The sequence below is a fragment of the Microcystis sp. LEGE 08355 genome, assembly GCF_015207185.1.
In the GTDB taxonomy this organism is placed as follows: Bacteria; Cyanobacteriota; Cyanobacteriia; order Cyanobacteriales; family Microcystaceae; genus Microcystis; species Microcystis panniformis.
This window is the reverse complement of the sequence record NZ_JADEXI010000039.1, coordinates 1-16,079: the sequence shown is the minus strand read 5'-3', so window position 1 is coordinate 16,079 and position 16,079 is coordinate 1. Positions and strand designations below refer to the sequence as shown.

Here is a 16,079-nt window from a genome sequence, read left to right as displayed (position 1 = left end):
GGGAAGTGCCGATATCAACGCGACTGGCAATGACAAAAACAACGTCCTCACGGGCAACAGTGGCAACAATGTCCTCGATGGCGGTGTTGGTGTTGACTCGATGGATGGTGGTGATGGCAACGACACCTACTTCGTGGACAACAGTGATGACATCGTTAAGGAGGTCTTCGATGATGAGCTAGGGGGAACGGCCGATACGGTATTTGCCTCAGTCACCTATTCCCTAGCGCCGGGGACACCTGATAACCAAGGATATGGGATTGAGAATCTGACCCTGACGGGAAGTGCCGATATCAACGCGACTGGCAATGACAAAAACAACGTCCTCACGGGCAACAGTGGCAACAATGTCCTCGATGGCGGTGTTGGTGTTGACTCGATGGATGGTGGTGATGGCAACGACACCCTCGACGGCGGCCTTGGCAACGACACCCTCGATGGTGGGGCTGATAACGACACTTACCTCTTCGACACGGATCTGGTCTTGGGTAGCGATCGCCTCATTGATGCCTCTGGAATCGATACCCTCAACTTTGCGGCGACCACAACTAAAACCATTAACCTCAATCTCGGCAGTACCGCCGCCCAAACCGTCACCGCCGGAAATCTCACTCTCACCCTAGCTAGTGCCACTGCCTTTGAAAATGTCATTGGTGGTAGCCTCAACGACACCATTGTGGGCAATAGTCTGGCCAATTCCCTCACCGGTGAGGCTGGTAATGATAGCCTGACAGGTGGTCTTGGCAAAGATATCCTGACGGGAAGCGATGGATTGGATACTTTGAATTACAATTCTCTCGGTGAGTCGCTGCTGAGTGGCTTTGATGTTATTCAAGGCTACAATGGTACGGGTGCCAGTCTTGATAGCATTAATGCCCCTGGGTCTATTGCACCAATCACTTTGACCGCATCGAAAGGGACAGCTACTTCTTTAACCGCAGCGGCGATTCAGTTGGTCTTGACTAATGCGGCCTTTGCTGCTAACACGGCGGCGGCTTTTAAAGTGACAGGTCAAAGTGGTACTTTTATCGCTCTCAATAATGGAGTGGCCGGTTTCCAAGCCGCTAGTGATGCAATCATTCAACTGAGTGATTACGACATTGCTGTCGCCACACCAGTGGTAGTGATCTAGATTGAGAGATCATTTAAGTTTGCAGGCAGTAGGAGACTCTTCTCCTACTGTGACTGGGGGTCTTTCCAATGTTCATAGGGTTTTTATCTGGATTATCTCAGCTTTCAAGCTACCAGCATCCGATCGCTCGGCTTTAGGAGAAAAGGCTCACCGGTTTGGTAGTTGTCATCAGCGTCTGGGATTAGCTGCGGCGATCGTGACCACTACCCTATTTTGACCAGGAGTCGCTATCCTCAGTTTTGTCGCTGATGCAGAAACTGAATAAAATGCGAAAATATCTCCTAGAGAAATATTCTTTCAGTCACTAGCCTGTAATCGCTAATCTTTGCTTCTCTTCTCATCCCTTAACCCCCCAAATGAGCATTGCCAAATTAATTATCTCGAGCGTCGCTCGACTTTTCCCAGGGGCAATTTTCTATCAACCGACAGGAGAGAAAATTATCGCCCTTACTATCGATGATCTACCCACTCCCAACGATCCCGAAGAAAAATCCACCGATCGCATTTTAGCCGCGATCGCCGCTCATAATCAAGAAAAAGCCAGCCGGGCAACTCCCGTCAAGGCGACTTTTTTTCTGATCACGGGACACCTGCAACCGAACTCCACCTTGATTGAGCGTCTAATCGCCCAAGGTCACGAAATCGCTAATCACGGCAGCCAAGATCTCCGCACCAGTCAACTGGCTGCCGACGCTTTTGCTAGTCAGTTTCGGGAAGCTAACGATATTTTAAGTCGTCTTGCCGGTCAAGCGCCGCGCTGGTATCGTCCCGGTCAAGCCTTCTATAATCAATCTATGCGCTCGTTTTTGGGTAAATTCTCTGGCTACGAGTCCCGATTTGCCCTCGCTTCCATGATCCCTTTAGATACCAGAAAAGGAACGAATCATCCTCAATTTACCACTTGGTATATCTCGCAATTTATTTTCCCCGGGGCGATTGTAGTGCTTCACGGTGGTTCCCCCGAAAGAGATGAGAATACGGCGATCGTGCTGAAGAATTTATTAGCGAAATTACACGATCGAGGTTATCAGGTGGTGACTCTCAGCCAATTAGTTGATCACAAACGTTAAGTAGGGTTTGCGGCAAAAAGTTTTTCCTGGGTGTAGGGTGTGGCCTAGGCTGTTGACTCTGTACCTTTTTGAATGATAAAAGTTCATGCAGTTTCTGTGTCGTCAATATTGGCTGAAAATAAAGTTTTTCTCTTTGAGAGCATAGATTGTCCAAAAACTTCAACGAGCCATTCTTTAACATCGGCAAAACTAATGGCTTCGAGTGCACTTTTCACAACGCCAGTCGTTAGATTCATCGTAGATAAACAAATGGTTAATAACATCTGTCCCATCTCTTTAAATGGACAACGTGCAGAAAATTGCTTATATTTTCCCAACAACGATTCAATCACATCAGAAGTGGCTAAAAAAGCTTCTTTATCCTTGATTTGTGAACAATGATTAGTCAGGTAATCAAAGAGCTGTTGTTGGAAATCCTGAAGGGAACTGTTAACAAATTCAAATTGATTTTCCTGAAAATATTTCAGAGATTGAAAATTAATTCCTAATTGTTTTAATTGGGTTTCTAGACTGCGTGTCATTGTCACCATTTGATTCCAGTAAATCAAGTCTGCTTCGTAATCAACTAACCATCTCAACTTCTCTATTATTTTCGGATAAATCAGCGAAGGTTCAATATCTGGCATTAATTTAATCAGAGTCTCTTCTGGAGAGTTTAACAGATTAATTCCCCAATTAGTCAGTCTTTCAACATTAAAGTAACGACACTGAGAACGTTGCGCTGGAGGAGATAAAAAAGATAATTCTGTTTGTTGGAGTCTTTGTCTACATATATTACATTTTTGAATAAATGACTGATATCTATCATCTGCATCTAACCTATATTTTCAAAGCAAAGCCATTGCATGAGTGACATCATGAGTGTAAATGACTTCTGGATAATTTTCTTGATATAGCTTGATTCCACGTGCAAGGTCACTACCATGATCTGCGACTATTTGTACTGGTTTACCTACTCGTTCAGTTATTTTATCTAGCTTACTAAGGATTATTTCCCCTTTTGTCGAATCCATAATTTCTAATCCTAGTAGTTCTACATCTTCAGGTGATAAACCTCGTTCTTGAGCAATTACTTGTTCGATAAGATACTGCCGCAAAACTCCTAATACGACTAGAGCTTTTTGCTTTCCTAGTTCGATGGTAAAATCAATAATAAATATCCAATCATCTCGATATTCTTTTTTCCTTGTCAATTCATATATTCCAATTCTTCCTAGCCATTTTCTTATACAACTAAAGCTGGGAGTTGTCTTTGATTCAGAATCAAATAACTCGAATACTTTCTCTGTCGCTCTCAAACTGATGCCACAATCAATTAAAAGTCCTAAAGCTTGCTGAATTGTCTTAACATCGTAAGAATGACCTTTGATATTTAATTCCTCACTGTTCTCACCTTTGCTTCCTCGGTTTCAGTTTCTTCTTTTTTTTTGACTATTTCTGCTTCTATATTCTGCTCTTTTATCTGTGATTCTGCTGCCAGCGCACGTTGTTTCCATTGCTCTCGTGACGCAGATAAATCTCTGACTTTTATTTCTAGTGATCTAATTTTTTTTTGTTTATCTAAGGCTTTTTCTTTCCAGCTATCTCGACCTTTCTGAAATAACCGTGCTAATCTACTAACTGGACTTTTAAACTCTTGCATTTACTTTTCCTCTGCTTGATTTTAACGACAACATTATTGTATGAAATAATTTTACCTTAAAACCAACAAAGTCAACAGCCTAGGTTTGATCCCCCCAAAAGCTTGGATTGAGTGATAAAATCGAAAGTAATGGCCAATTTTAAAAGAGAGTTTCTCCTTAAAAATCCCAACTTAGTAGATTTAAAAAAATGAGATGCACCCATTCTCTCTCCCTTCTTCCCTAAACTGAAATCAAAGAACTATCGACGCTGGCTAAAAGTGTTTGCACCTCCTCATCGCTGGTTTGGGAAAAATCTTCGTACCAAAGAGAAATTGATCTCAATTCGTAGGGTTTATGTAGGCAAATTACTCGATCGACTAATTTTTCTAATTGATCACAGACTTCCGGTGGGGCAACAGGAACAGCAATAATAATAGCAGCGGGATTCCCAGCTTTAAGGGTCAGAATCGCCGCTTTAATCGTTGCTCCCGTAGCGATCCCATCATCTACTAGAATAATCGTTTTTCCCGTCAAGACTGGAAAGGGGCGTTCACCTCGATACAAGCGATCGCGTCGCTCTAATTCGAGCATTTCTTCCTTTGCTACCCGTTCCATCATCGCCTCCGATAGGTGCAAGTCGTCAACGATACTTTCATTGATCACCCGCACCCCATTTTGACCGATCGCCCCAAAAGCTAACTCTTTGCGCTCCGGTACACCTAATTTTCGCACCAAACACAGATCTAAAGGCAAGTGTAACCTTTGGGCAATTTCAAAGGCGATCGGAACCCCACCCCGGGGCAAAGCCAAAACTAGCACCCCAGCACTATTGGTATATTCTGTCAAGTAACTAGCTAATAGTCTCCCTGCTGATCGCCGATCTTTGAGCAGATAAGTCATAACTCCCTCCTGGGGGCTAATCCCCGTGGAGATCCCTAGTCTCCCCTGACTCTATTCTATATTTCTCCGCTCATCTCTAGCTGAAATGTTAAGAAATTTAGCGAAGGCTTGACATTTTTTCGGCTAACCGCAGTTTTTCCAGTCCGGAGATCGGCTAAAATCTTAGGCAAAAGGGTTTTGTAAAGTTAGGTAACAAACATGAATCAAAGTTTAAGTGATGCGCTAGAGCCGATCGCCGCTGCCTTTCGCAGTCTCGGAACTCCCGAACCGATCGTTCATTGGGGACATCCAGTCATGATGGGGATTGTGGTTTTAGTTATGGGTAGTTATACTGCCTATGCCGGTTGGCAAAGCCGTTTAAGCCAAGATGGGGAAGTAGTAGCCAAAAATCGGGCTGATCACCGCAAACTCGCCCCTTGGCTGTTTTTATTTATCGCTCTCGGTTACACCGGTGGTGTTTTATCCCTAGTCATGCAGAAACATCCCATCCTCGAAAGCAGCCATTTCTGGACAGGATCGCTCGCGATCGGTTTACTAGCTTTCAATGGATTATTATCCCTCACTGGCTTCGCTGGCGGGAAAAAAGAACTTTTCCGGACTATCCACGCCTATATCGGCAGTATTGCCCTAATTTTACTGCTAGTTCACGGTGTTTTTGGTCTTCAGTTAGGATTATCTCTCTAGTTGGTTTATTTATGGCTTCGGGTGGGCTATTTCCCACCTGGAAGTTTTTCACGGTGGAAGACTGTGGCCAAGGAAAATAATTGAAGAAATCATGACTTTAAGCGCTATTGTCGGGATTCTGCGTTTAGAATTAACAGTTAATTTACCAAGAAAGTAAAGTATCGTCACGCAACGAGGAGATAGATATTTTGAAGAAAGTAGAAGCGATTATCCGACCCTTTAAACTGGAAGAGGTGAAAATCGCCCTAGTTAATGCGGGCATTGTCGGGATGACCGTCTCCGAAGTTAGAGGTTTCGGTCGTCAGAAAGGTCAATCGGAACGTTATCGCGGTTCCGAGTACACCGTCGAATTTCTCCAAAAACTCAAGATCGAGATCGTCGTCGAAGATAAGCAAGTCGATATGGTCGTCGATAAGCTGATTTCGGCGGCCCGTACCGGTGAAATCGGAGACGGTAAAATCTTCATCTCCCCCGTGGAACAGATCGTCCGCATCCGTACCGGCGAAAAAGACCTGCAAGCGATTTAACCTCCAAACAAGGGATGATAGTACAATGCTGTCATCCCCCCCATTGAAGGCAATTCCCATCAAGCAGTGTAACCTAATTTGATATCGACCACCAACGACCGATTCCCCCAAACAAAAACTTTGTACCTCACCATTAAGATAAATACTATAATTGCAATCTGCTGAATATCAGTTTAAGCCTTGCTAGAAAAGAGTTTTGCGAATTTTTGGGCTAAAAAAGTACCAGAAACCTGAAGGGGTGACAAGCAGATTGAAAGTGAAACAGGGTGTGGGGGGTAGGGAAAAACCTTGAGACTTTCCCCGAAATGAAGACGAGAGAATTAAGTTAATCAATTTGAAGGGTGACAGCGAGAAGATTTTCCCACAACCCCACAGCCTAGACCCCGCACCCAGCCTAGACTTTAACCTCATTGTCACCCCTTCCTTCAGCCAGACTAGATAGGATCATTGCCGGTGACTAAAAAAACCTCTTGCCTAAAAAGTCCAAAATGTTATATAATGTTTGATTGTGGCCAAAATCGGTGTTAGGTGGTGCTGAAGGCACTGCCAAGCAGAACCGCCTTGGTCGCTAGGTCTTCGCCGGGATACTGAAGATCAACCCTTTAAGTCCCGAAGAAACAAAGACCAGCAACAATCTAGGCAGAACCAGCAACCCTGTCTAGTCCTACTTACGAATCTAACGGGATGCCAGCTTAAATAACTCGAAAAAAGTCATTCAAGTTGGGCAGGCTGATAAAGCGGGAAAGATTTTTCTCGCTCCTATAGCCACGGCCACGTTATTTTTGATTGTCGTCTAGTAAAGATAAAGAGAACAATCCGTGTCTATCGGTATCCTCGGTACAAAACTGGGCATGACCCAAATCTTCGACAACAAAACGGGAGTCGCCATTCCCGTCACCGTCGTTCAAGCCGGTCCCTGTCCCGTCACCCAAGTCAAAACGAAAAAAACCGACGGTTATGAATCCATCCAAGTGGGATACAAAACCGTCAAAGAAAAAGCCCTCAATAAACCGCTACTCGGTCATTTAGCCAAAGCCGGTGTCTCCCCCCTGCGGCATTTAATCGAATACCGCCTCGAGGACGCGTCCGCTTACACTTTAGGCCAAGAAATTACCGCCGCTATCTTCCAAGAAGGCGATTTAGTCGATGTGGCTGGAACCACCATCGGACGAGGTTTCTCCGGCTATCAAAAACGCCATAACTTCAAACGCGGTAACATGACCCACGGTTCCAAAAACCACCGTCTCCCCGGTTCCACCGGTGCCGGTACTACCCCCGGCCGCGTCTTCCCGGGTAAGAGAATGGCCGGACAATACGGGGCCACCCAAGTGACCATCCGCAAACTGTCCGTGGTCAAAATCGATAGCGAACGCAACCTAATCCTGATCAAAGGAGCCGTCCCGGGTAAACCAGGAACCCTGTTAAACATCACCCCCGCCAAGAAATTTGGTAAATAGGGCAAGGAAAGATTAAAGCCATGGTTAACTACACAGTCAAAAATTGGCAAGGGGAAGAAGCGGGAACAGGCACCCTGGAACTGAAAACCGCTAAACCCGAAACCGCCAAACACCTAATTCACCGCGTCGTCGTCAGCCATCTAGCGGCGGCCCGTCAAGGTAACGCCTCCACCAAAACCCGCTCGGAAGTGCGCGGTGGTGGTCGCAAACCCTGGCGGCAAAAAGGCACCGGTCGGGCCAGGGCCGGTTCGATCCGTTCTCCCCTCTGGCGTGGTGGCGGTGTCATCTTCGGACCAAAACCGAGAGATTTTGAGGTTAAGGTCAATCGCAAAGAGAAAAGATTAGCCCTGAGAACCGCTTTGATCAGCCAGGCCGATAACTTTATCGTGGTGGAAAGCTTCGCTGAACAATTCTCCCAACCCAAAACCAAAGAACTCACCGCTGCCTTAAGTCGCTGGGGAGCCAGTCCAGAGGAAAAAATTCTGCTGATTTTGACGGAAATTCCCGAAAATGTCTATTTATCGGGACGTAATATCTGCAATCTCAAAATTATTCGCGCCGATAGTCTCAACGTCTATGATGTCATCCTAGCCGATCGAGTTATCGCCACCGCCGCAGCCCTAGCTAAAATTGAGGAGGTCTATGGTGCTTAAAACTGAAGCCAGACAACTAGCCGATCTGATCCTAAAGCCGATCGTCACCGAGAAAGCCACCCTACTCCTAGAACAAAATAAATACGTCTTCGATGTCGCTTTGAAAGCGACCAAGCCGGAAATTCAAGCGGCGATCGAGTTGTTGTTTGACGTGAAAGTAACGAAAGTGAACACCAGCCGCCCCTCTCGTCAGAAAAAACGCGTCGGCCGTTTCCTCGGTTACAAACCCCAATACAAACGCGCGATCGTGACCCTAGCAGCAGGCGACTCGATCGCCCTCTATCCCGACGTATAACCACCAAGAAACCCGATAACGGAAAACTAAACTATGGGTATTCGTTCTTTTAGACCTTTAACCCCCGGGACAAGGCAGGCGGCCATCTCCGACTTTAAGGAGATCACCAAAACCGAACCGGAAAAGTCCCTAACTCATCACAAACACAGCAAACAAGGGCGTAATAATCGCGGTGTCGTCACCAGTCGTCATCGGGGCGGCGGCCATAAGCGCCTCTACCGGATTATCGATTTTCGTCGCGATAAACGGGATATTCCCGCCACAGTAGCGGCGATCGAGTACGATCCTAACCGTAACGCCCGCATTGCCCTACTTTTCTACAAAGACGGGGAAAAACGCTACATCATCGCCCCCGCCGGTTTAGGTGTTGGTGATACCGTCATCGCCGGAGAAAACGCTCCCTTCGAGGTCGGTAATGCCCTACCTTTAAGTCGCATCCCCCTGGGGACAGAAGTTCATAACATCGAACTCGTCCCCGGTCGCGGTGGTCAAATGGTGCGGGCTGCTGGTGGTTTCGCCCAAGTGGTAGCGAAAGAAGGCGATTACGTTACCATCCGCCTCCCCTCCAAAGAAGTACGCATGATCCGGCGTGAATGCTACGCCACCATCGGAAAAGTCGGTAACGCCGAAGCGAGAAACATCAGTCTCGGTAAAGCTGGCCGTACCCGTCACCGCGGTCAACGGCCTCATGTTCGGGGTAGCGTCATGAACCCAGTCGATCACCCGCACGGAGGTGGAGAGGGTCGCGCTCCCATCGGACGTTCCGGCCCGATGACTCCCTGGGGTAAACCCGCCCTCGGTCGCAAAACTCGCAACAAGAAAAAACGCAGTAGCGATCTGATCGTGCGCCGTCGTAACCAGGGTTAGAAATTATTACTTTACTTTTGACTAAAAATTATGGGTCGTTCACTGAAAAAGGGGCCATTTGTCGCCGGCCACCTGATGGAAAAAATCGAAAAACTCAACGCCCAGGGCAGTAAACAAGTGATTAAAACTTGGTCCCGGGCCTCGACAATCATTCCCGATATGGTCGGTCACACGATCGCAGTTCACAACGGCAAACAGCACGTTCCCGTCTATGTTTCCGAGCAGATGGTCGGTCATAAACTCGGTGAATTCGCTCCCACCCGCACCTTCCGCGGCCACGCCAAGAGCGACAAAAAAGCAGGACGGAAATAAATCAGCCGCTACTCCATCAGCTAGATAGTCGTGATCATAAATCACCAAGGCTGATAACTGATCACTGATAACTGATGACTGATAACTGATAACTGATAACTGATAACTGAAATGACCATCGATACCTCTAACGAAGTCAAAGCGATCGCCCGCTATATTCGGATGTCACCCCTGAAAGTCAGACGGGTACTCGATCAGATCCGCGGTCGCTCCTATCGGGAAGCCCTAATTATTCTCGAATTTATGCCCTACCGGGCCTGTGATCCGATTCTCAAAGTCCTGCGTTCCGCCGTTGCCAACGCCGAAAATAACGAAGGACTCGATCCCGCCACTTTGGTGGTTAGCCAAGCCTTTGCCGATGGCGGCCCGACCCTAAAACGTTTTCGACCCCGGGCCCAAGGCCGCGCCTACCAAATTCGCAAACCCACCTGTCATATCACCGTCGCCGTCGCTCCTAGCAACGAAGACTAATCACCTTAACTAGAAAAACCACAATGGGACAAAAAATCCATCCCCTCGGTTTTCGTCTCGGCGTTATCAAAGATCACAAATCTTGCTGGTATGCCGACGCGAAACGTTACCCCGAACTACTGCAAGAAGATCGCCGCATTCGTGAATACGTCGAAAAAAACCTCGCTAATGCCGGTATCGCCGATATTCGCATCGAACGCAAGGCCGATCAAGTAGATATTTCCATCCATACCGCTCGCCCCGGGGTCGTCGTCGGTCGTGGTGGCACGGGAATCGAACAGCTGCGCCTAGGTTTACAAAAAGCCCTCGGTGGCCAGCGTCAAATTCGTATTAACGTCATCGAAGTGGCTCGCGTTGATGCCGATGCCAACCTGATCGCCGAATACATCGCCCAACAATTAGAAAGACGGGTTTCCTTCCGTCGTGTGGTGCGGCAAGCTATCCAACGGGCGCAAAGGGCCGAAGTCAAAGGGATCAAAATTCAGGTTAGCGGTCGTCTCAACGGGGCAGAAATCGCTCGGACTGAATGGGTGCGGGAAGGACGAGTTCCCCTGCATACCCTGCGGGCCGATATCGATTACTCCTATAAAACCGCCAGCACCATCTACGGGATTCTAGGCGTGAAAGTTTGGATCTTTAAGGGCGAAATTATCCCCGGCCAAGAAGAAATTGCCGCCGCCGTTCCCGCTCAAGCACCGCGCCGTCAACAGCGTCGCCGTCAACAGTTTGAAGATCGCTCTAGTGAGGGCTGATCCCTAATATTTATCAGTGGTAAATAGCTCATGTTAAGTCCCAAAAGAACAAAATTCCGCAAACAACAGCGCGGACGGATGCGCGGGCTGGCCACCGGCGGAAATACGATTAATTTCGGCGATTTCGCCCTGCAAGCCACCGAACCCTGTTGGATTACTTCCCGTCAAATCGAAGCGGCCAGACGGGCAATGACTCGTTATATTCGTCGGGGTGGCAAAATCTGGATTCGCGTTTTTCCCGATAAACCCGTCACCCAACGGGCCGCAGAAACTCGGATGGGTTCTGGGAAAGGTTCCCCCGAATTCTGGGTGGCCGTGGTTAAACCGGGGTTCATTATGTTTGAGATTGCTGGGGTAGCCGAACCCGTGGCCCGGGAAGCAATGCGCCTAGCGGCTCAAAAATTACCGATTAAGACCAAATTTATCACTCGCGAGGAGGATTTTGTCTAATGGCTCTACCAAAAATCGCCGAAGTGAGGAAGATGAGCGATGAGGAAATCGCTGATGCTATCCTCAATGCCAAAAAGAAACTGTTTGAATTGCGTTTGCAACAGGCCACCCGCCGCTTGGAAAAAACCCACGAATTCAAACACACCCGCCACCGTCTCGGCCAATTATTGACCGTAGAACGGGAGCGCCAACTAGCCCAGTCCACCCCGGAGGCATAACCCGTTATGGCAGTTAAAGAAAGAGTTGGGGTAGTAGTCAGCGACAAAATGGATAAAACCGTAGTGGTAGCCATTGAAAACCGCTCTCCTCACCCTAAATACGGCAAAATCGTCGTGAAAACCCAGAAATTTAAGGCTCACGACGCAGAAAATCAAGCCAAACAAGGCGATCGAGTTCGCATTCGTGAAACCCGCCCCCTCAGTAAAACCAAACGTTGGGAAGTGGCGGAAATATTAACCGATAGTTAAATTTCACCTAGGTAAAAACCGTGATTCAACAACAAACCTACTTAAATGTCGCTGACAATAGCGGGGCGCGGAAACTAATGTGTCTGCGGGTGCTGGGAACAGGTAACTGTACCTACGGTGGCATCGGTGACAAAATTATCGCCGTGGTTAAGGACGCTATCCCCAATATGCCCGTGAAAAAATCCGATGTGGTCACTGCGGTGATCGTGCGGACCCGTCAAACCGTCCGTCGCGATAGTGGCATGAGCATCCGTTTTGATGATAACGCCGCCGTGATTATTAATAATGACGGTAATCCCAAAGGTACTAGGGTTTTTGGTCCAGTCGCCCGGGAATTGCGCGATAAAAACTACACCAAAATTGTTTCCTTAGCCCCAGAAGTTCTCTGATCAAAGTCAAAATTATCAAGGCAATCGGAGGTCAAAAAAAATGAGTAAGAAAAACAGTCAAACCTCACCCCAAAGGCAAAAAATGCACGTTAAAAAAGGGGATGTTGTTCAAGTAATCGCCGGTTCCGATAAGGGCAAAGTGGGCGAAATTTTACGCTCCCTACCCCAAGAAAGTACCGTGGTGGTCAAGGGAGTTAATATCCGCACCAAACATACTAAACCCCAACAGGAAGGAGAATCGGGTCAAATCGTTACCTACGAAGCACCGATTCACAGTTCCAAAGTGATGCTCTATTCCGAGAAGAAAAAAATCGCCAGTCGGGTGGGTTATACCTTTACCGAAGACGGTCGGAAAGTGCGGATACTGAAGAAAACTGGCGAAATTATTGATTAGTTTCCCATCAATTCTAGTTCCTGACCAAGCCCAGGAAAAGTAAGCAGAAAAACTATGAGCCAAAAACTAAAAACCACCTATCAAGAAACCATTGTTCCTAAACTGAAAGAACAATTTGGTTATACCAATATCCATCAAGTACCTAAAGTTATCAAAATTACTGTTAACCGCGGTCTTGGGGAAGCTTCACAAAACGCCAAAGCTTTGGAGTCTTCCAAGGAGGAACTGTCCACCATCACCGGACAACAACCCGTAGTCACTAGGGCTAAAAAAGCGATCGCTGGCTTCAAAATTCGCGAAGGAATGCCCGTGGGTGTGATGGTGACACTGCGCGGCGATCGAATGTACGCTTTTTTAGACCGTCTAATTAATCTGGCCTTACCACGCATTCGCGACTTTCGCGGTATCAGCGGTAACAGTTTTGATGGTCGTGGTAACTACAGTTTAGGCATTCGTGAACAGTTGATCTTCCCTGAAATTGAATACGACAAAATCGATCAAATTCGCGGGATGGACATCTCAATCATCACCACCGCTAAAAACGACGAAGAAGGACGCGCCCTCCTCAAAGAGATGGGAATGCCCTTTAGATAAATCAATCAAGAGAAAAGTGGTTCTTCGTTACTTGTTATGGTTTGATAGGGGGGCATAAATCGACTAAATCCTTATCTGGCAAGAGATTTAATTGATTAGTTCGCTCTAGAGCAAAAGCAATTGACAAAAATCGCCAAATGCCTTTATGTATAAGGGTTCCATCCCTTATAACTCCCGTCCGTTGCATAACACAAACCGAAGAACCAGAAAAGTAAACAGTGACCAGTAAATAAGTGATCAGTGACCAGTAAACAGTGAACAGTAAACAGTGAACAGTAAACAGTAAACAGTGATTCAGTCAAAAGACAGCAGGAAACTGCTATTTAATACTACTCACTTAATACTCAAATCTGATAACTGATAACTGATAACTGACCACTGATAACTGATAACTGATAACTGACCACTGATGTTGATCCCAATTTAGGAGAAAAACAGGTAATTCATGTCTGCTAACGATACCATCTCGGATATGCTGACCCGCATCCGTAACGCTTGCGCGGTTCGGCAGACCACTACTCAAATTCCCACCACGCGGATGACGCGCAGTATTGCTCAAGTTCTCAAGGACGAAGGCTTTATTGCTGACTTTGAGGAAGTGGGTGAGGGGATTAAATCTCAATTAGTTCTTTCCCTCAAATATAAAGGCAAAAACCGTCAACCGATCATTACTACCCTCACCAGAGTCAGTAAACCGGGTTTACGAGTTTATTCCAACAGTAAAGACTTACCGCGCGTCCTCGGTGGCATTGGCATCGCCATTGTTTCCACCTCTAAAGGCATTATGACCGATCGCGAAGCGCGTAAACAAAACGTTGGCGGCGAAGTCCTTTGCTACATCTGGTAAACAAGGATAAGCTATCAGCCGTCAGCCTTTCCAAGTTTAAACCCGATAGCTGACCCACTGATAACTCTTCCCTGATATCTGACCCACTGATAACTGATAACTGTTATGTCTCGTATTGGCAAACGCCCGATTCCTATTCCCAATAAAGTCACCGTCGATATCGATGGTGCTACCGTGACGGTGAAAGGGCCCAAAGGAACTCTCCAGAGAACCCTACCCACCGCCGTCACCATCAATAAAGATGGCGAAACCATCCTCGTTACCCGTCAAGACGATTCGCGTACCGCCAGAGAACGCCACGGACTTTGTAGAACTCTAGTAGCCAACATGGTGGAAGGAGTCGCTACCGGCTTTCAAAAACGCCTCGATATCCAAGGGGTAGGCTACCGCGCCCAGGCGCAGGGTAGTAAATTAGTTCTTAATGTTGGTTACAGTAAACCCGTGGAAATGGAGATGCCCGATGGTGTTTCCGTCGCCGTAGAAAATAATACCCAAGTTATCGTCAGTGGCATCGACAAAGAAGCGGTCGGTAACATTGCCGCTAAAATCCGCGAAGTTCGTCCCCCCGAACCCTATAAAGGAAAAGGGATTCGCTATCTTGGTGAAGTCGTCCGTCGCAAAGTTGGTAAAGCTGGCGGTAAAGGTGCTAAAGGCGGTAAAGGAGGTAAAAAATAAACCATGAAACTTAGTCGCAAAGAATCAGTCCGTCGTCGTCACCAGCGTGTGCGTCGCAAACTTAGTGGCACTGCTGAACGGCCCCGTTTATCCGTATTTCGTTCTAATAACCACATCTACGCCCAAATTATCGACGACGTAGCCCAACATACCCTTGCGGCCGCTTCTACCCTAGAGGCCACCTTGCGCGGGGAATTGGCATCCACCGCTACTCAAGAAGCCTCGGCTGCCGTGGGTAAACTGGTGGCCCAACGGGCCCTAGAAAGAGGCATCGAACAAGTGGTTTTTGATCGCGGTGGCAATCTCTATCACGGTCGCGTCAAAGCCTTAGCAGAAGCGGCTCGGTCAGCAGGCTTAAACTTCTAAAATATCCTTTCAACACTGATAAAACCATGGCAAAACGTCGCAAAGGCAACCGCGAAAAAGAAAAAGAAACCACTTGGCAAGAGCGGGTCATCCAGATCCGCCGGGTTAGTAAAGTGGTTAAGGGTGGTAAAAAACTCAGCTTCCGGGCTATCGTCGTGGTCGGTAATGAAAACGGCCAGGTGGGAGTGGGAGTCGGCAAAGCAGGGGATGTTATCGGGGCCGTCCGTAAAGGTGTGGCCGATGGCAAAAAACAACTAATTGAAGTCTCCTTAACTAAAGCTAGTTCTATCACTCACCTCACCCGGGGTGCTTCCGGTGGCGCTCAGGTGCTCATGCGTCCGGCTGCTCCGGGGACTGGGGTTATTGCTGGGGGTGCTGTCCGTACCGTTTTAGAACTAGCCGGGGTAAAAAATATCCTCGCTAAACAACTCGGTAGCGATAACCCCCTCAATAACGCTAGAGCCGCCGTTAACGCCCTGGAAACCCTCCGCACTTTCTCGGAAGTGGCCAAGGATCGAGGCGTATCTGTAGAACATTTGTACACCTAAAGAAATCACCATGAAACTCCACGAAATCGCCCCCCAACCGGGGTCAACTAAACGCCGTCGTCGTGTGGGACGGGGTATCTCGGCCGGCCAGGGTGCTAGTTGCGGTCTGGGAATGCGCGGACAAAAATCTCGCTCTGGGACAGGGACTCGCCCCGGTTTTGAGGGGGGACAAATGCCCCTCTATCGTCGGGTGCCGAAATTAAAGCATTTTCCTTTGGTTAACCCCCGTCAATACACAATCGTTAATCTGAGAAAATTGGCTTCTTTACCCGCTAATACGGAAGTCACCCTGGAAAGTCTCCTAGAAGCTAAAATTCTCACCAGTAACGACGGCCCTTTAAAAGTTTTGGGTGATGGTGAAATTACCGTTCCCCTCAAGGTGAAGGCCGCCGCTTTTAGCAATAGTGCTAAAGAGAAAATTACCGCCGCTCAAGGTACTTGGGAAGAAATTTAACGGAGGCGGTCGGCAGAAGGCGGTCGGCAGAAGGCAGGAGACAGGAGACAGGAGATAAAAGGCAAAAGACAAAAGGCAAAAGGCAAAAGGCAAAAGGCAAAAGGCAAAAGGTAAAGGGCAGCTTTGTTCTCCCCACACCCTACACCCTACACC

27 protein-coding genes are annotated in these 16,079 nt (G+C 47.6%); 23 read left to right on the top strand and 4 right to left on the bottom strand.

Annotated features, from left to right (window positions below; all coding sequences use genetic code 11):
- The 3 genes from IQ242_RS03700 to IQ242_RS03690 form a co-directional block, all read left to right on the top strand.
- Nucleotides 1-1,132: calcium-binding protein (locus IQ242_RS03700; protein ID WP_193959070.1), on the top strand; the 1,132-nt coding region annotated here is incomplete at its 5' end.
- 49 nt (nt 1,133-1,181) lie between these two features.
- Nucleotides 1,182-1,349: a hypothetical protein gene (locus IQ242_RS03695; protein WP_228020800.1), complete on the top strand. Its 168-nt coding sequence runs from the start codon at nt 1,182-1,184 to the stop codon at nt 1,347-1,349.
- A gap of 139 nt (nt 1,350-1,488) precedes the next feature.
- Nucleotides 1,489-2,202 carry a polysaccharide deacetylase family protein gene (locus IQ242_RS03690; protein WP_193959068.1) on the top strand — a complete coding sequence of 238 codons (714 nt, stop codon included), beginning with the start codon at nt 1,489-1,491 and terminating at the stop codon, nt 2,200-2,202.
- An 83-nt stretch (nt 2,203-2,285) separates the two neighbouring features.
- On the opposite strand, the gene IQ242_RS25785 is transcribed toward IQ242_RS03690, so the two are convergent.
- The 4 genes from IQ242_RS25785 to IQ242_RS03675 all read right to left on the bottom strand — a co-directional run bounded on the left by IQ242_RS25785 (nt 2,286) and on the right by IQ242_RS03675 (nt 4,724).
- Nucleotides 2,286-2,828: a hypothetical protein gene (locus IQ242_RS25785; protein WP_228020799.1), complete on the bottom strand. Its 543-nt coding sequence runs from the start codon at nt 2,826-2,828 to the stop codon at nt 2,286-2,288.
- Nucleotides 2,829-3,029: 201 nt separating this feature from the next.
- On the bottom strand, nt 3,030-3,500 hold the full coding sequence (locus tag IQ242_RS25780) for a hypothetical protein (protein WP_228020798.1): 471 nt from the start codon (nt 3,498-3,500) through the stop codon (nt 3,030-3,032).
- 74 nt (nt 3,501-3,574) lie between these two features.
- Nucleotides 3,575-3,844 (bottom strand): hypothetical protein, encoded by a 270-nt coding sequence (locus IQ242_RS03680; RefSeq protein ID WP_193959067.1) that lies wholly within the window; start codon nt 3,842-3,844, stop codon nt 3,575-3,577.
- A gap of 220 nt (nt 3,845-4,064) precedes the next feature.
- Nucleotides 4,065-4,724 carry a phosphoribosyltransferase gene (locus tag IQ242_RS03675; RefSeq protein ID WP_193959066.1) on the bottom strand — a complete coding sequence of 220 codons (660 nt, stop codon included), beginning with the start codon at nt 4,722-4,724 and terminating at the stop codon, nt 4,065-4,067.
- A 198-nt stretch (nt 4,725-4,922) separates the two neighbouring features.
- On the opposite strand from IQ242_RS03675, the gene IQ242_RS03670 reads away from it, so the two are divergent.
- The 20 genes from IQ242_RS03670 (at nt 4,923) to rplO (ending at nt 15,926) form a co-directional block, all read left to right on the top strand.
- On the top strand, nt 4,923-5,408 hold the full coding sequence (locus tag IQ242_RS03670) for a DUF4079 domain-containing protein (RefSeq protein ID WP_193959065.1): 486 nt from the start codon (nt 4,923-4,925) through the stop codon (nt 5,406-5,408).
- Between the two features lie 188 nt (nt 5,409-5,596).
- Complete coding sequence (locus IQ242_RS03665) at nt 5,597-5,935, top strand: P-II family nitrogen regulator (protein ID WP_002746593.1); 339 nt, start codon at nt 5,597-5,599, stop codon at nt 5,933-5,935.
- 818 nt (nt 5,936-6,753) lie between these two features.
- Nucleotides 6,754-7,392, top strand: coding sequence for a 50S ribosomal protein L3 (gene rplC, locus IQ242_RS03660; protein ID WP_002734589.1), 639 nt, complete (start codon nt 6,754-6,756; stop codon nt 7,390-7,392).
- Between the two features lie 20 nt (nt 7,393-7,412).
- Complete coding sequence (gene rplD, locus IQ242_RS03655) at nt 7,413-8,045, top strand: 50S ribosomal protein L4 (RefSeq protein ID WP_002771031.1); 633 nt, start codon at nt 7,413-7,415, stop codon at nt 8,043-8,045.
- Nucleotides 8,035-8,340, top strand: coding sequence for a 50S ribosomal protein L23 (locus tag IQ242_RS03650; RefSeq protein WP_002771034.1), 306 nt, complete (start codon nt 8,035-8,037; stop codon nt 8,338-8,340). Before rplD ends, IQ242_RS03650 begins: the two co-directional genes overlap by 11 nt.
- 33 nt (nt 8,341-8,373) lie before the next feature.
- Nucleotides 8,374-9,207, top strand: a complete 834-nt coding sequence (rplB, locus tag IQ242_RS03645; RefSeq protein WP_002771036.1) for a 50S ribosomal protein L2 — start codon at nt 8,374-8,376, stop codon at nt 9,205-9,207.
- Nucleotides 9,208-9,237: 30 nt separating this feature from the next.
- Entirely contained in the window at nt 9,238-9,519 is a 282-nt protein-coding gene (rpsS, locus tag IQ242_RS03640; RefSeq protein ID WP_002753908.1) for a 30S ribosomal protein S19, read from the top strand.
- A gap of 111 nt (nt 9,520-9,630) precedes the next feature.
- Nucleotides 9,631-9,990 (top strand): 50S ribosomal protein L22, encoded by a 360-nt coding sequence (gene rplV, locus IQ242_RS03635; RefSeq protein ID WP_150978028.1) that lies wholly within the window; start codon nt 9,631-9,633, stop codon nt 9,988-9,990.
- Between the two features lie 23 nt (nt 9,991-10,013).
- Complete coding sequence (rpsC, locus tag IQ242_RS03630) at nt 10,014-10,742, top strand: 30S ribosomal protein S3 (protein ID WP_061432468.1); 729 nt, start codon at nt 10,014-10,016, stop codon at nt 10,740-10,742.
- A 30-nt stretch (nt 10,743-10,772) separates the two neighbouring features.
- Nucleotides 10,773-11,192: a 50S ribosomal protein L16 gene (gene rplP / locus IQ242_RS03625; RefSeq protein ID WP_002734310.1), complete on the top strand. Its 420-nt coding sequence runs from the start codon at nt 10,773-10,775 to the stop codon at nt 11,190-11,192.
- Complete coding sequence (rpmC, locus tag IQ242_RS03620) at nt 11,192-11,410, top strand: 50S ribosomal protein L29 (protein WP_002771048.1); 219 nt, start codon at nt 11,192-11,194, stop codon at nt 11,408-11,410. Before rplP ends, rpmC begins: the two co-directional genes overlap by 1 nt.
- A 6-nt stretch (nt 11,411-11,416) precedes the next feature.
- On the top strand, nt 11,417-11,659 hold the full coding sequence (gene rpsQ / locus IQ242_RS03615) for a 30S ribosomal protein S17 (protein ID WP_002734070.1): 243 nt from the start codon (nt 11,417-11,419) through the stop codon (nt 11,657-11,659).
- 20 nt (nt 11,660-11,679) lie between these two features.
- Entirely contained in the window at nt 11,680-12,048 is a 369-nt protein-coding gene (gene rplN / locus IQ242_RS03610) for a 50S ribosomal protein L14 (RefSeq protein ID WP_002732358.1), read from the top strand.
- A 40-nt stretch (nt 12,049-12,088) separates the two neighbouring features.
- Nucleotides 12,089-12,442 (top strand): 50S ribosomal protein L24, encoded by a 354-nt coding sequence (gene rplX, locus IQ242_RS03605; RefSeq protein WP_079206324.1) that lies wholly within the window; start codon nt 12,089-12,091, stop codon nt 12,440-12,442.
- A 54-nt stretch (nt 12,443-12,496) separates the two neighbouring features.
- Nucleotides 12,497-13,036: a 50S ribosomal protein L5 gene (gene rplE / locus IQ242_RS03600; protein WP_002734750.1), complete on the top strand. Its 540-nt coding sequence runs from the start codon at nt 12,497-12,499 to the stop codon at nt 13,034-13,036.
- A 445-nt stretch (nt 13,037-13,481) separates the two neighbouring features.
- Nucleotides 13,482-13,883, top strand: a complete 402-nt coding sequence (rpsH, locus tag IQ242_RS03595) for a 30S ribosomal protein S8 (RefSeq protein WP_002734721.1) — start codon at nt 13,482-13,484, stop codon at nt 13,881-13,883.
- Nucleotides 13,884-13,988: 105 nt separating this feature from the next.
- A complete protein-coding gene (gene rplF / locus IQ242_RS03590) occupies nt 13,989-14,558 on the top strand; it encodes a 50S ribosomal protein L6 (RefSeq protein WP_002771057.1) in 570 nt (189 codons plus the stop codon).
- A gap of 3 nt (nt 14,559-14,561) precedes the next feature.
- The gene (gene rplR / locus IQ242_RS03585; RefSeq protein ID WP_158200252.1) at nt 14,562-14,924 is read left to right on the top strand and encodes a 50S ribosomal protein L18; all 363 of its coding nucleotides are present in this window, start codon (nt 14,562-14,564) and stop codon (nt 14,922-14,924) included.
- 26 nt (nt 14,925-14,950) lie between these two features.
- The gene (rpsE, locus tag IQ242_RS03580; RefSeq protein WP_002757584.1) at nt 14,951-15,472 is read left to right on the top strand and encodes a 30S ribosomal protein S5; all 522 of its coding nucleotides are present in this window, start codon (nt 14,951-14,953) and stop codon (nt 15,470-15,472) included.
- Nucleotides 15,473-15,482: 10 nt separating this feature from the next.
- Nucleotides 15,483-15,926, top strand: a complete 444-nt coding sequence (gene rplO / locus IQ242_RS03575; RefSeq protein ID WP_193959064.1) for a 50S ribosomal protein L15 — start codon at nt 15,483-15,485, stop codon at nt 15,924-15,926.
- Nucleotides 15,927-16,079: the final 153 nt, after the last annotated feature.

Coding starts and splice junctions, on each gene's coding strand:
- rplD (WP_002771031.1), top strand. CDS start 7,413: ATGGTTAACTACACAGTCAAAAATTGGCAAGGGGAAGAAGCGGGAACA.
- rplX (WP_079206324.1), top strand. CDS start 12,089: ATGAGTAAGAAAAACAGTCAAACCTCACCCCAAAGGCAAAAAATGCAC.
- rplE (WP_002734750.1), top strand. CDS start 12,497: ATGAGCCAAAAACTAAAAACCACCTATCAAGAAACCATTGTTCCTAAA.
- rpsE (WP_002757584.1), top strand. CDS start 14,951: ATGGCAAAACGTCGCAAAGGCAACCGCGAAAAAGAAAAAGAAACCACT.
- IQ242_RS03675 (WP_193959066.1), bottom strand. CDS start 4,724: ATGACTTATCTGCTCAAAGATCGGCGATCAGCAGGGAGACTATTAGCT.
- rpsH (WP_002734721.1), top strand. CDS start 13,482: ATGTCTGCTAACGATACCATCTCGGATATGCTGACCCGCATCCGTAAC.
- rpsQ (WP_002734070.1), top strand. CDS start 11,417: ATGGCAGTTAAAGAAAGAGTTGGGGTAGTAGTCAGCGACAAAATGGAT.
- rplV (WP_150978028.1), top strand. CDS start 9,631: ATGACCATCGATACCTCTAACGAAGTCAAAGCGATCGCCCGCTATATT.
- rplR (WP_158200252.1), top strand. CDS start 14,562: ATGAAACTTAGTCGCAAAGAATCAGTCCGTCGTCGTCACCAGCGTGTG.
- IQ242_RS03650 (WP_002771034.1), top strand. CDS start 8,035: ATGGTGCTTAAAACTGAAGCCAGACAACTAGCCGATCTGATCCTAAAG.
- rpsS (WP_002753908.1), top strand. CDS start 9,238: ATGGGTCGTTCACTGAAAAAGGGGCCATTTGTCGCCGGCCACCTGATG.
- IQ242_RS03690 (WP_193959068.1), top strand. CDS start 1,489: ATGAGCATTGCCAAATTAATTATCTCGAGCGTCGCTCGACTTTTCCCA.
- IQ242_RS03670 (WP_193959065.1), top strand. CDS start 4,923: ATGAATCAAAGTTTAAGTGATGCGCTAGAGCCGATCGCCGCTGCCTTT.
- rpmC (WP_002771048.1), top strand. CDS start 11,192: ATGGCTCTACCAAAAATCGCCGAAGTGAGGAAGATGAGCGATGAGGAA.
- rplF (WP_002771057.1), top strand. CDS start 13,989: ATGTCTCGTATTGGCAAACGCCCGATTCCTATTCCCAATAAAGTCACC.
- IQ242_RS25785 (WP_228020799.1), bottom strand. CDS start 2,828: ATGCCAGATATTGAACCTTCGCTGATTTATCCGAAAATAATAGAGAAG.
- rpsC (WP_061432468.1), top strand. CDS start 10,014: ATGGGACAAAAAATCCATCCCCTCGGTTTTCGTCTCGGCGTTATCAAA.
- rplB (WP_002771036.1), top strand. CDS start 8,374: ATGGGTATTCGTTCTTTTAGACCTTTAACCCCCGGGACAAGGCAGGCG.
- rplP (WP_002734310.1), top strand. CDS start 10,773: ATGTTAAGTCCCAAAAGAACAAAATTCCGCAAACAACAGCGCGGACGG.
- rplO (WP_193959064.1), top strand. CDS start 15,483: ATGAAACTCCACGAAATCGCCCCCCAACCGGGGTCAACTAAACGCCGT.
- IQ242_RS03680 (WP_193959067.1), bottom strand. CDS start 3,844: ATGCAAGAGTTTAAAAGTCCAGTTAGTAGATTAGCACGGTTATTTCAG.